This is a genomic window from uncultured Methanobrevibacter sp. (genome assembly GCF_900314615.1).
In the GTDB taxonomy this organism is placed as follows: Archaea; Methanobacteriota; Methanobacteria; order Methanobacteriales; family Methanobacteriaceae; genus Methanocatella.
This window is the reverse complement of record NZ_OMWA01000030.1, coordinates 1-15,137: the sequence shown is the minus strand read 5'-3', so window position 1 is coordinate 15,137 and position 15,137 is coordinate 1. Positions and strand designations below refer to the sequence as shown.

General features: G+C 35.2%; 7 protein-coding genes. 4 read left to right on the top strand and 3 right to left on the bottom strand.

The annotated features are described in order from the left end of the window. Positions 1 to 9 precede the first annotated feature (9 nt). The 3 genes from QZN33_RS10100 to QZN33_RS10090 are packed head-to-tail and all read right to left on the bottom strand — an operon-like array spanning position 10 to position 1,956. Positions 10 to 387 (bottom strand): GNAT family N-acetyltransferase, encoded by a 378-nt coding sequence (locus QZN33_RS10100; RefSeq protein WP_296791967.1) that lies wholly within the window; start codon positions 385 to 387, stop codon positions 10 to 12. Then, positions 387 to 857 carry a nucleoside deaminase gene (locus QZN33_RS10095; protein ID WP_296791964.1) on the bottom strand — a complete coding sequence of 157 codons (471 nt, stop codon included), beginning with the start codon at positions 855 to 857 and terminating at the stop codon, positions 387 to 389. The genes QZN33_RS10100 and QZN33_RS10095 overlap by 1 nt, the downstream gene beginning before the upstream one ends. A 34-nt stretch (positions 858 to 891) precedes the next feature. After that, positions 892 to 1,956, bottom strand: a complete 1,065-nt coding sequence (locus QZN33_RS10090; protein WP_296791961.1) for a hypothetical protein — start codon at positions 1,954 to 1,956, stop codon at positions 892 to 894. Between the two features lie 180 nt (positions 1,957 to 2,136). On the opposite strand from QZN33_RS10090, the gene polC reads away from it, so the two are divergent. From polC to QZN33_RS10070, 4 genes are all read left to right on the top strand, one after another. Beyond that, a complete protein-coding gene (gene polC / locus QZN33_RS10085) occupies positions 2,137 to 5,442 on the top strand; it encodes a DNA polymerase II large subunit (protein ID WP_296791958.1) in 3,306 nt (1,101 codons plus the stop codon). 257 nt (positions 5,443 to 5,699) lie between these two features. Beyond that, the gene (gene nrdD / locus QZN33_RS10080; RefSeq protein ID WP_296791955.1) at positions 5,700 to 8,018 is read left to right on the top strand and encodes an anaerobic ribonucleoside-triphosphate reductase; all 2,319 of its coding nucleotides are present in this window, start codon (positions 5,700 to 5,702) and stop codon (positions 8,016 to 8,018) included. A 311-nt stretch (positions 8,019 to 8,329) separates the two neighbouring features. Further along, a complete protein-coding gene (locus QZN33_RS10075; protein WP_296791951.1) occupies positions 8,330 to 12,574 on the top strand; it encodes an AMP-binding protein in 4,245 nt (1,414 codons plus the stop codon). Next, the coding region (locus QZN33_RS10070; RefSeq protein ID WP_342764152.1) for a condensation domain-containing protein at positions 12,468 to 15,137 on the top strand (2,670 nt) is incomplete at its 3' end. The genes QZN33_RS10075 and QZN33_RS10070, both read left to right, overlap by 107 nt.

Here is a 15,137-nt window from a genome sequence, read left to right as displayed (position 1 = left end):
TTTCTTTTTTTAAATTAAACTTTTGAACTCTTTTTTCATTAAGGAATCATCCACAAAGTGATAATCCAGTTTTTCGAATATATCCACGAGAATATCTTCTTTGCTGTCAAATTTAACGACTACGCTTTTGAATTCATAATCCATAGCTATTTTTTCAAGCTGTCTGATTAGTTTATACGCTATCTTTTCACGATTGTCATAGGAATTTAAAAATAGAGTTATAATTTCTGCAGAATCGGCATCATATACCTTAAAACTGCTGCAGCCAACAATTTTTCCAAAGTTATCTAAAAGCAATACTACCTGAGGATCTTCAATTCTGCATCCGAATGATGCGCAAAATTCAATAAATCTTTCATCCCTTTCATCAGTTACAATAATTTCCATTATTTGACCTCCGTAGTATTTCCAACTTTTGAAAGCTCATCATCCCATACTTCGGGATTATTGGCTGCGAATTTTAAAAACAAATCTCTGCATCTTAAATCATTTAATACAACGACTTCAACATCGTTGCATCTGAGCAAATTTTCTGCACCCATAAGAGTAGTGTTTTCACCTATCACCACTTTGGGAATGTTATACAGTATCACTGCCCCGGAGCACATCGGACATGGAGACAATGTTGTATAAAGAGTGCATTTTATATAATCTTCATAATTGAGACGTCCTGCATTTTCAATTGCATCCATTTCCGCATGCAATAAAACAGAATCGTTTTGAATTAATCTGTTATGGCCTCGGGATATGATTTCGCTATCCTTAACAAGAACAGCACCAATAGGAATTCCACCCTCATCCAAAGATTTTTGAGCTTCCTTAATAGCTTCGCCCATAAAATAATCATCTAAAGTCATATTAAAAAAATAAGTTATAGATGAAATTAATCACCTATTTAAATCTGTTAAATAATCCTTTATTGGATTCTTTTTCCAAATCAGCTTCAAGTTTTGAAACCTGTTTTCTTAAATCAGAAATGGTTTTACTTGAATCATTGGATAATTTATCATAGCTGCTTTCTTTAAGTTTGAGTTGAGTTCTAAGAGAGGAAATTTCGTCTTTGTATCCTTGAATTTCCTTTTTGTTGCTGGCATCAACTTCATCTCTATAGTTACCAAGTTCAATTAGTTCAGCTCTTAATTTGTCAACTTCTTCAGAAAGGCCAATGTTTTCTTTTCTTGAATCAGCTAATTTTTCGTTAACCTCATCAAGTTCTCTGGATAATTTAGAGTTTTCTTTTTCAATCTCATTAACATTGACTTCAGCTAGCTTATCTTTATACTCAGCTATCTGTGCTTCAAGGTCTTCACGGATAGTATTAACTTCAGATTCCAGTTTATCTGCCCTTACCTTATTTACCGCGCCTTCAGCACCAAGTTTTCCAATTTGATTACTTAAATCTGCATTGATGTCCAGTTGGTCGAAATATTTCCTGGTAGACTTTTCCAGAGCATCAGTTAACTCAACTTTAAGATTATTTAACTCTGCATTTTCCTTTTTAAGCTTAGGAATAATCTTATTAGTTAAGTAGTTAAGTTCGCTTGACTGATTTGATAATTTTTTATCTTTTTCTTTGATTTTATTTTTCAAATCGTCAATTTTTTTGGAATCAGCTGTTTGAGAGGCCTTTTCTTCTTCAACATCATCGATAACTCCATCAACTACAGGATCATCAATTACCTCTTCTACAACAGGCTCATTGATTACTTCTTCAACATCATCTCCAGATGCATCATCACTAGCTTCCTCAACAGGTTCTTCAACAACAGGTTCCTCTGCAACTTCCTCTACAACAGGTTCTTCAACAACAGGTTTGCTAGCGACTTTTTCAACAACAGATTCTTCAGTAACTTCTTTAGAAGTTTCTTCTGTTTTTGATTTTCTGTTTCTGATTTTGTCTAAATCTAATTTCATTTTTTGGCCGTACATGGCATTAATTGGTTTTTTATCTGACATTAAAATCACCATAATAGCAATATTAATAAAAATTCAACTGTCAAATTACAATATTATAAAGTTTATTAAACAACATATTTAACTTTTTTTTATCATGAATTTCAATGTTGAAAATATTCAAATATTATGAAAATCTAACTATATTATACTGAATTAATTTTTGTAACTTGTGGCGATACCATGGATTATTTTGATAGATTAGAAAAAGAAACCCATCACCTATACGATATAGCTAATGAGGCTAGGTCTAAAGGTCTGGATGTGGAAACAGAAACAGAAGTACCTCTTGCAAAGGATTTAGCAGAAAGAGTAGAAGGGTTAGTTGGTCCTGAAGGGGTAGCGCAACGTATCAAGGAATTAGAAAAAGATATGGATAGGGAATCTGTTGCATTTGAAATTGCAGCTGAAATCGCATCCGAGAAATTTGAGCTTACCGGTGAAAAGGCAAGCTGGAACCAGGAACAGAGATGCGACCAGGGTTTGAGAACCGCACTGGCAATTCTGACAGAAGGAGTAGTAGCAGCACCTCTGGAAGGAATTTCCGATGTTAAAATCAAAGACAACTTTGACGGAACAAAATATATCGGAGTTTATTTTGCAGGACCTATCAGAAGTGCGGGAGGTACAGCAGCAGCTCTTGCAGTACTTTTAGGAGATAAAATCAGACAAGCTATTGGTATTGATGCATTTAAACCAATTGAAGATGAAATTGAAAGATATGTAGAGGAAGTAGAACTTTACGAATCAGAAGTTACAAATTTACAATACTCACCAACACCAGAAGAAGTGAGATTTGCCGCAAATCATATTCCCGTAGAAGTTTCAGGAGAACAAACTGACCAGGTAGAAGTATCCCACAGAGATTTGGAACGTGTAGAAACAAACAATATCCGTGGAGGAGCTTTACTTGCGATGGTAGAGGGAGTTATCCAGAAATCCAAAAAAATCCACAAGATTTCAAAAAAACTTGGACTTGACTGGGAATGGCTTACAGAGTATTCAAAACCTAAAAAAGACGATTCCTCAGGAGGAGATGATGGAGGAGATTCAGATATTGTAAGCGAACCTAAATACATTCAGGATATTATCGGAGGAAGGCCAATTCTCGGATACCCTTCAGAAAAAGGAGCTTTCAGATTAAGATACGGACGTTCCAGAAACACAGGTCTTGCTACAATGGGAGTTCATCCGGCAACAATGGCGCTGCTTGAGTTTTTAGCTGTGGGAACTCAGCTTAAAATCGAATACCCTGGTAAAGGAAACTGTGTTGTGCCTGTTGATTCCATAGAAGGACCAACCGTTAAACTTAAAAATGGAGATGTTGTAATAATCGACAGCGTTCGCCAGGCACGTGAGCTTAAAAAAGACGTTACTGAAATATTATTCCTGGGAGATATGCTTGTTGCGTTTGGAGAATTCTTAAGAAACAACCAACCTTTATATCCATCAGGATGGGTTGAAGAATGGTGGATTCAGCTTTTAGTGCAAAGTGAAAACTTCGATAAAGACAACAATGATTTGGATTTGCATAAACTTGAATACGAATATCTTTCATCTGCAGAAGCGCTTACACTGTCAAAGAACTATAACATTCCGCTTCACCCAAAATACACTTACTGTTATAATGATGTAACCATTGATGATTTGAATTCATTAATTGAACTGATACTTGAAGCTAAAAAGAATTATAAACCAAACGGAGAATTGGAACTGGAACTGTCATATCCGAAAAGAGTGCTTGAAGTCATCGGCGTTCCCCACATTGTCCGTGACGGCAAAATCATTATAGATAAAGACCACTCCTATGCACTTCTGGTAACTTTACCTCAAAAATTGCCGGAAAAGGAAACTACAATTGACGCGGTAAATGAAGTTTCACCGATTGAAATCAAAAACAAGGCTCCGGCATATATAGGAACCCGTGTAGGCCGACCTGAAAAATCAAAAGAAAGATTAATGAGACCTGCACCTCACGTATTATTCCCTATTGGAAATTATGGCGGATCCAGAAGACTAATTGCGACAGCAGCCAAAAAAGGTAATATTAAAGTAGAAATAGCCAGAAGAAAATGTACAAATCCTTCATGCGGAATAAGCTCAAACAATTCACTTTGTCCGAAATGCGGAAGTCCAACTGAAATCGGAAAACCAAGTGAGAGAAGCATACCTTTAGCTTCAATGCTTAAGAAAGCATCAGACAATGTTAAAGTAAGAAGAGTTGATGAAGTGAAAGGTGTAGTCGGTATGATTTCAGAATCAAAACTGGCAGAACCTCTTGAAAAGGGAATATTGAGAGCTAAAAACGAAGTATTTACTTTTAAAGACGGAACTATACGTCACGATTCAACCGATTTACCGTTAACACATTTCATTCCAAAAGAAATTGGAGTTACTGTTGAAAAGCTTAAAGAAATGGGATATGAAAAAGACTGTTACGGAAATCCGATAGAAAATGAAGATCAAATCATAGAGTTAAGAGTTCAGGACATTGTAATATCAAACAATTGTGGTGAATACCTGCTTAGAACAGCAAAATTCATTGACGATGAGCTTACAAGATTTTATGGCATGGAGCCATTCTACAATGTTAAAGAGAAAAGTGATTTGATCGGACATTTGGTAGCAGGGCTAGCACCGCACACATCTGCAGGAGTGCTTGGAAGGATTGTAGGATTTACAAAAGCGCTTGGCTGCTATGCACACCCTTATTTCCACTCTGCAAAACGTAGAAACTGTGACAGTGACGAAGATGCAGTCATGCTGCTCCTGGATGCTATCCTAAACTTTTCAAAATCATACTTACCGAATACTAGAGGAGGCAGTATGGATGCTCCTTTAGTTTTATCCACAAGAATTGACCCGGAAGAGATAGATGACGAATCTCACAACCTCGATATCTTTGAAAGGTTCCCTGTTGAATTTTATGAAAAAACATACAGCCCTCTTAAGCCTGCTGAAGTTCTGGAGTATATAGACAATGTTGAAATGCATTTGGGAACACCGCAGCAGTACGAAGGACTGATGTTTTCCCATCACACATCCAATATTCATGCAGGACCTACAATCTGCCTTTACAAGACATTGCCGTCTATGCGGGAAAAAGTTGAAGCCCAAATCAGTCTGGCTGAAAAAATCAGGGCAGTTGACCAAAGAGGAGTTGTTGAAAAAGTATTGTCCTCTCATTTCTTACCTGACATCATGGGTAATTCAAGAGCATTCTCTAAACAGAAGGTAAGATGTACTAAGTGTGGATCAAAATACCGTAGAATACCGCTTACTGGAAAATGCCAAAAATGCGGAGGTAATTTAATCCTTTCAGTTTCAAAAGGGTCTGTTACAAAGTACCTTGAAATTTCACAGGAGCTGATTAACAGATATCCGATATCTCCATACTTAAGACAACGTTTAGAGATTCAGGAGTTTGGTATTAACTCGCTGTTTGAAAGTGATAAATCCAAACAAAGCTCACTGGACGTTTTCTTCTAGTGACATTACTTCTCAAATGCTCTCGGACATTTGATTTTTATTATTAATAATATAATATATCTCATAGTAAATGATTAATGTTCGTTGCAAGACGAACAATTTATATACTATGAAAATCTATGCATTACATAGAAGATGTTCGTATCTAAACGAACAATTTTTATACATGTGAAGACATAAAGTATAGCAAGTGAGAGTACCTGCTCTCAATTGGATAATGAAACTTTTTAAAAAACTAGGAAAATGGTGTGAATTAAATGGAAAAAATTTCAGAACTAGGAAATAATTTAAATGAAACCGTTAAAATTAATGTAGAAAAAAATAACGGTATTAAAGAAAGATTTAGCTATGAAAAGCTAGTAAAATCATTAGTAATGGTTGAAACCCCATTTTTTGAATCTGATAAAATTGTAGCTACAGTAGTATCTCAATTATACGACGGAATTAAAACCAAAGAAATCAAAAAGATTGTACACGAATGCCTTGAAGATATTGACCCAGAAATTGCAAACAAATACTTAGCAAGTACCCAATTAAAAGTACGTACTTCAAGAGACACTATTGAAGCATTTGATTTATCAAAAATCGCTAACACCTTAATTGAAGAAACCGGTGCTAGCCAAGAAACCGCTTTTGAAATTGCTACTGAAACCTGGAAAGAACTCAAAAAATTAAATGTTGAATACTTAACCGCCCCAATGATCAGGGAAATGGTTAACACAAAATTAATCGAATACGGTTTAGAAGACTTAAGAAGCCGTTACACACGTTTAGGTATCCCTGTTTACAACATTACCTCATTAATTGAAAACGGTAACAGAGATAACGCAAACATGATTCACAACCCAGAAAGTATCCACAAGCATGTAGCAGACGAAGCATTAAAACAATATGCACTCTTAAAAATGTTACCTGCACACTTAGCAGATGCACACATGTCCGGGGACATTCACATTCACGATTTAGAATTCTTCGCAGGAAGACCTCTAAACTGTCTCCAGCATGATATAAGAACTTTCATCAGATACGGACTTAAAGTAGACGGTACCGGTGACCACACCTCCATTGCAGGTGCACCAAACCACATGGAAACTTTAATGAACCACACCGGTGAAATCATGCTTGCAGCACAACAGAACATGTCCGGTGGACAGTCAATGTCCTTATGGAATGTATTTGTTGCACCATTTGCAAGAGGCAGAACTTACGATGAAATCAAACAGGCAGTTCAAATGCTTGTATATAACTTGAATATGGCATATGCAGCAAGAGGATCACAAGTTCCATTTACCAGTATGGCATTAGAATTTGGTGTTCCTGATTTCTTAAAAGAAGAAACTGCATACGGACCAAAAGGTGAAGTAGTTGGAACTTACGCAGACTTTGAAGACGAAACCAGATTAATTCAAAGAGCATTCACTGAAACTTTACTCGCAGGAGACAATGAAGGTAAACCTCATTTATTCCCAAATACCATTTACACATTAAGACCTGAGACAATGACCAGTGAATACGAAGATGACTTACGTTTAGTCCACGAATTGTCTGCAAAATACGGTTCATCCTACTTTGTCAACATGTTCCCTGAATACAGAGGACAAATGGCAAACTACATGGGATGCAGAACCTGTTTACAAGACACATGGACCGGTGACTGGGACAAAGACTGTTTAAGAACCGGTAACCTCGCATATGTTACTTTAAACTTACCAAGAATCGGATACCAGTCCAAAGATGAAAATCAAGTATTCGAATACCTTGACGAATATATGGATTTAGCTGTTGAAACCTTAATGCTCAGAAGAGAACAAGGATTAAAATGTTTAAATGATTTCCATATCTTACCATTCTTAAAACAGAAAGTAGGAGAAGAATCATACTACAGAATTGAAAATTCAACTTTATCCTTTGGTTTTGTAGGACTTAACGAAATGTTATTATCCTTATTCGGAGAAGGTATCGAAAATCCTGAATCCAATAAATTCGGTGTAAAATGTATTGAATACATCAATAACAGAGCAGAAAAATTAAAAGAAGAAACTGGACTCAGATGGTCTGTTATCCAAACTCCTGCTGAATCTACTGCATACAGATTTGCAACTCTCGATAAAAAACTATTCGGTGATCAGGCAATCGTACAGGGTGAAGGTAATGCTAACTACTACACAAACTCCTCACATGTACCAGTAGACACAGGATTATCATTAATTGAAAAAATCAAAATTGAAGAACAATATCACGGTTTAACTCCTGGTGGACACATCTTCCATGCATTCATGGGAGAATCATACTCCGATCCAGATTCCTTAATGAGTTTAACCAATAAAATTGCAAGAAAATCCGATATCGGATTCTGGGCTTACAGCTCAGCATTAAGTTTCTGTTTAAAATGTAAAACCTTAATGAAAGGATTAAATAATACTTGTCCTACCTGCGGTGAAAGCGAAGATGTAGAATGGTATGACAGAATTACCGGATACGTTCAACAAGTCGGACGTGCAAAATCTGCATCAGGCGGTTGGAACCCAGGTAAACGTCAAGAATTAATTGACAGAAGAAGATTTGAAGATAACTAAACAGTTATCTTCTTCACACCATTTTTTTACACCAAACCATCAAATAATTTATACAAATTAACAAAAAATCAGCACCAATATTATAAACTCGTAAATGACACCTAAATCATACATCAAACAACATTAAAAGTTGAATGTTAAATAAAATTTCATCTATTTTTTTACATGATTGAGTCCATATTTATCCTATCTCACAATGTTAATTTATAATCATTTTCAGTTATTTATTTAGAAATTGAATAAAATAGTAAAATACTTATTAAAATAAAAAACAAATATTTAATTAATATAACCTTAAGGGAAAGGATAATATGTTTGATAAAAACGCGAATTATAATAAATATTTTTTAAGAATTATTCAAGAATTTGATGAGTCAACTGTACTGAACCCTGATTTAAACGGCAGAAAAACTCCCAAATTGAATCAAAAAGAAGTAGAAATAAACCTTAATGAAATAAAAGAATTTTGCAATAACAATGAAATTTCAGAAAATACCCTCTTTTTAGCAGGCGCATCACTGGCGTTGAACAAATTTAACTTCACCAATAAAACTTTAATATTCCATGAAAATGACACAATTTTCACAACAGTCTTTGAAAACAGAAAAACTTCAATAAAAGATTATCTGTTGAAAATAGAAAAAGACTACAAAGAAAATTTAAAATATGCCAGTTTTTCAATTGATAAACTTATTGAAGAATTTGAACTCAACAGATCATTTTATTATTCATTCAATAAGGACCTCGATTTAGATTCATTTGAACATAAATATGATTTTTATTTAAATATCAAAAAAATCCCTGAAAAATTTTTATTATCCGCTGATTATAATAATCAGCTATATTCTGACAAATACGTTATACTATTTTTAGAAAGTATTGAATCAATCATAAATCAATTCATATCCTCAGATATTTGCGAAATAACCTTATCAGACATATCCCTTGTAGATGAAACAGAAGAATACCAGCTTACCGACCTAAGTACACCTTTAGTTCATAAACGTTTTGAAAATCAGGTAGACAAACACCCGGATAAGCTAGCACTTGTTTCAGATGGTGAAAGATTAACCTTCGATGAACTTAACAGAAAAGCCAATAAAATTGCTAATGCACTTATCAACAAAGGAGTAAAACCTAGAAGCAACATTTTAATAATGTTTCCGAGAAACAGCAATCTGATAGCTTCAATTTTAGGTGTTTTGAAAGCAGGCTGTGCTTACATACCTATTGATTTGGCATTTCCAAAAGAAAGAATTTATTACATGTATCAAAACAGTCAGGCTGACTACATACTTGCTGAAAGTGAAGATGTTATAGAAAATGCAATAGGCATTGGCGAACTGCTTCAGGAAGAAAACGATGAAAATCCTGATGTTGATGTTTCTCCTGATGATTTGGTATATCTTCTCTACACTTCAGGTTCTACAGGATTGCCTAAAGGTGTAATGGGAGCTCATAGAAATTTAACAGGATTATTCAGTGAAGAGGAAGACGATTTAATTTATCAAATCTATTCAAAAATAGAGAAAAACCTTGGAATTATCACAGTCGCATTTGTTGCATTCAACGCTGATTTCATGAGTTTAATGTACGGAAATACACTGATATTTGCAAATGATGAGGAAGTAAAGAACATTGAATCATTAGTCAGATTAATAGAAAAAGAAAAACCTGATGCATTAACATTTACAACACCTTCACGTCTTAAAGAATATTTAACATATGAACCGTTTGTTGAAGGACTCTCTTCAATTAAAAGAATCAGTATGGGAGGAGAAAAGGTAACAAATGACATTCTGCCTAAACTTCTGGCCAATGATATGAACATTTATCCAATCTACGGATGTACTGAAGTTACCGGATTGGGATTGCTTGAAGAAGCCACTGATGTAGATCAGGAATTGACAATCGGACGCACTCCCCGCAATGTTATTGCTGAGATAAGAGATATTGACGGAAGAGTACTGCCTTCCGGTGTTATGGGTGAAATTTACATCGGAGGACGTGGAGTTACAAAAGGATACTATAATTTAGATTCCGAAACTGAAAAATCATTCTTTGAAATAAACGGCATTCCATTCTATAAAACCGGGGACTTTGGAATAAAGAATCCTGAAGGAAAAATAGTTTCAAAAGGAAGGATAGACAACCAGATTAAACTCAGAGGACTCAGGATAGAAATAGGTGAAATCGAATCAAACATCACACAGTTCCCAAATATATTACAGAATGCAGTTGTTGTTAAAAAGATTAATAACAACGACCATTTATGCGCATATTTCACTGCAAAAGAAGAAATTGACATTAAAGAATTGAAAAAATACCTGCAGGACAGATTAACCACATATATGGTTCCAACAGTATTTATGCAGATGGATGAACTTCCTAGAACACCAAACGGAAAGATATTCACTAAAAAACTGCCAAAACCTATACTTAATCTGGAATTAATAGAACCTGAAACAGAAACTGAAAAATATTTATTTGATTTGGCATCATCAGTTATTGAAAGCACTGAATTCGGTGTGACTGATGATTTGTATGCCGTAGGATTCACATCACTATCACTGATGAAATTAAATGCAGTTGTTTTTGAAAAAACCGGCGTTAACTTAAATATTTCCAAATTAATTGACGATCCTACAATCAGAAATATTGCAGATGAAATAGATAACTCCCAAAAAAGTTCCGAGAAACTGGATAAAATTATTGAAACATCAAAAAATTCAACATACATTCCACTGACCGCAAATCAGCTGGGAGTTTATTATGAATGTGCTCAAAATCCTGATGAGCCGCAGTATAACCTCCCGTGTCTAGTCAGATTCGACAATTCAATTGATGCGGAAAAATTAAAAGAAACAATCATTAAAACAATTGAAACATATCCATATCTTAAAACCAGAATTGTCATGCACGGTGACCAGTTAATGCATAAACGTGACGATTCAATTGCTATTGATGACATTCCAATTGTTGAAGTAGGTGAAATTAGTGATGAAGAAATTTACAATCTTAATTTCAAAAAATTCGAACTGTTGGGCGGACAGTTATTCAGAGCTAAAATATATAAAACAGATGATGAAGTAATTCTCTTCTTTGACATGCATCACATAATAACAGACGGAGCATCAGTAAACTTCTTATTCCAAAGCTTCTCTGACGTATATAACGGAAAAGAAATTGAAAAAGAAACTATTGACGGATATATAAATGCATTAATCGAAAAAGAAAATGAAAACAGCGAAGAGTATATTGCATCTGAAAAATATTTCCATGATTTATTAACCCAAGAAGTTGACTCTACTGTATTGACACCTAATTTAAACGGCAATCCGGATGAAGGAAAACTGAAATTAATTACTAAAAATGTAAATCCGCAGTTAGTCAGAAAATTCTGTGCTGATGAAAGAGTAAGTCCTAATGTCTTATTTATGGCAAGTACGCTCTTAAACTTAAATAAATATACCTTTTCAGACAAGTCACTGATTACAACCATATTCAACGGCAGGCTGAATTCAAATTACTTCAATACTCAGGCATTTTTAGTAAAAACACTCCCAATATTATCCATTAATGAAGACAGAAACATTACTGTAAAACAGTTACTGAATCAAACTGATAACATCTGGAAAGAAACTCTGAAACACTCAGAATATCCTTATACCAAAATTTCTGAAGAATTCCAGTTAAAACCGGAATTCATGTACACTTACAATAACTTTGATGAAAGCAAACTCACTATGAACGGTAATGATTATGAAATTACCCGTTTAGAAACCGTTGAAACAAATTATAAAATAACATTCGACGTGAACGAATCTGAAGACAATATCGAATTGGCCATATTATATAATGAGCAGCTATACACCGAACAGTATATCAAAACATTCCTAAACAGTGTTGTAAATACAGTAAGCCAGTTCCTCCATTCAGATATTGACCAGATACATATTAATGATATTGAACTGAACAAAAATTATGATGTTCCTACATTCAGCCCTGTGGAAACTCCGATTATCCACAAACGCTTTGAAAAACAGGCCGAAGAAAATCCAAATAATATTGCCCTTGTTGCAGAGGACGCTACACTGACTGCCGATGAGCTGAACAAAAAGGCAAATAAAATTGCAAACGCACTTATCAAAAAAGGAGTAAAACCGAAAAACAATGTTTTAGTAATGCTTCACAGAAACAGTGATCTTATTGCTTCAATCTTAGGTATTCTCAAAGCAGGATGTGCATACATCCCAATAGACCTTGAATATCCCCAGGACAGAATCGACTACATCTACGAAAACAGTCAGGCAGACTACATCATATCAAATGAAAACAACGGAAACAGCCTGAATGTTGAAGAATTGTTAAAAGAAACTGATGATTCAAATCCTGATGTTGAAATAAATTCTGATGATTTGGCATACATGATTTACACCTCAGGTAACAATATCATTCGACGTATCAGTAGACGATATACTTACATCCCTTTCAAACGGACTGAAACTCATACTTGCAAGCGATACACAAATCAAAAATATTCCAGAACTGATTGAGCTGATTGATGCGGAAAAACCTGAAGTGTCAGAAATCACACCTTCAAGGCTTGCATCATATCTGGAAGTGCCGGAATTCTGTAAAGTAATCAGCTGCCTTAAATGCGTATTCCTTGGAGGAGAACAGTTCTCAGTTAAAGTATATGAAAACTTCAAGAAATACTGCGATGCAGTCGTATACAACAGTTACGGACCGACTGAAACCACAATCACATCCAACAACAAGGAAGTAACCGATACAAATGACATCACAGTCGGATACCCACTTAAAAACTATGTAACAGATGTAAGAGACATTGACGGTAAAGTCCTGCCGCAGGGAGTAATGGGAGAACTGTACATCGGAGGTACCGGTGTTGGTAAAGGATACTACAACATGCCGGATAAAACCGAAGAAGTATTCCTCACCATAAACGGCATCCCATACTACAGAAGCGGAGACTACGCAATCGAAAAACCGAACGGTGAAATAGAAATTCTTGGAAGAATCGACAACCAGATTAAACTCAGAGGATTAAGAATAGAAATCGGAGAAATCGAATCCAACATCAGCAGATATCCTTCAATAAAACAGACCGTTGTCGTGATTAAGGAAATCAACAATAACGACCACTTATGTGCATACTACACTGCAGATGAAGAAATAAACAGAAGCGAGTTAAAAGAGTTCCTGAAAGACAAACTAACAAAATACATGATTCCAACCGCATACATGCAGCTGGATGAAATGCCACAGACACCAAACGGTAAAACAGACCTGAAAGCTCTGCCGGAACCAAAACTAGACCTTGAAAATATTAAACCTGAAACCGAACTGGAAGAAAAACTCTTTGAAATCGCAGCAGAACTTGCAAATACCGACCAGTTTGGTGTTACTGATGATTTATATGCTATCGGATTTACATCACTGATACTGATGAAATTCAACTCACTGATTTATGCGCAGATGGGCGTAAATCTGGATATAGCAATATTATTCAACGATCCTACAATCAGAAAACTAGCTGCAGAAATTGAAGGAAGCGAGAAAGAATCTGATTTAGAAGAATTTATCAGCCTAGCAGATGAATTGGATTACTTCCCGTTAACTGAAAACCAGATCGGTGTATATTATGAATGTATGCAGAATCCGGATGTAATCAAATACACAATGCCGACACTCTTAAGATTTGAGAGCGATGTTGATGCAAATAAACTGAAAGAAGCTATCATTACAGCTGTTGAAGCCCACCCGTACATTAAAACGAGAATTATTACAACAGATGACGGTTCTCTAAAACAGCAAAGAAATGATGACACTCCAGTTGATGAAATCGAAATTGTTAAAGTTGATTCAATCAGCGATGAGGAAGTCATCAAAAATGATGTTAGAGCATTTACTTTCGGAGATGAACAGCTATTCAGATTCAAAATATATGAAACTCCTGATGAAACAGTATTATTCATTGATTTCCACCACCTGATTACAGATGGTGTATCACAAATCAACATATTCGCAGATATAGCAAATGCTTATGAAAACAGAGCCTTAACAGAAGAAATTGTTGACGGATACGTATACAGCCTTATTGAAGAAGACACCAAAAACAGCGAGAAATATGAAGAGTCCAAAGAATTCTTTGATGAAAAACTGTCACAGGAAATCGAATCAACAATATTGACACCAAACCTTAACGGAAATCCTGATGAAGGTGAGTTAAAGACAATATTTGAAGAAATTGATCCAGAAAGTGTTAAAGAATTCTGTAATGAACATTCCTTAAGTCAGAATGCAGTATTCCTCTCTGCCCTTTCATTGACATTGAATAAATACACTTACAGTGATAAAACATTGATAACAACTATCTTTAACGGAAGGTCAAATCCATTCTACTACAATACCCAAGGTTTCCTTGTAAAAACACTTCCATTAATATTCAACAGCGAAAACAGACAGGAAACAGTTAAAGACTTTATTAACGGCATTGATGAAGTATGGAAAGACACAATAAGCCATAGCGAATATCCATATACACGTATTGCTGAAGATTACCAATTAAAACCAGAATTCTTCTTCGCATATCAGGAATTCCTGGAATCTGAAGAGGTTACCGTGAACGGCAAATCCTATGAAGAAACTCCATTACTGTCCGATGACCTTTCTGCAACAGCATATAAAATCAATTTCGACATATTTGCATACGAAGACAAGTTTATATTTAAACTTGATTATAATGACCAGTTATACAGTGAAGAATACATTAAAACATTTTTAGATTCAATGAAACTTGTTTTAAAACAATTTGCTAACATTAACATTGAAAAACAAAGAATCTGCGATATTGAACTGGAAAGTCAAAAAGAGTTACCTGCATTCAGCCCAGTGGAAACTCCAATTATCCACAAACGCTTTGAAAAACAGGTCCAGGCAAACCCTGACAATGTTGCACTTGTCGCAGAGGACGCTACACTTACCGCCGATGAGCTGAACAAAAAGGCAAACAGAATTGCAAACGCACTTATCAAAAAAGGAGTAAAACCAAAAAGCAATGTCTTAGTAATGCTTCACAGAAACAGCGACCTT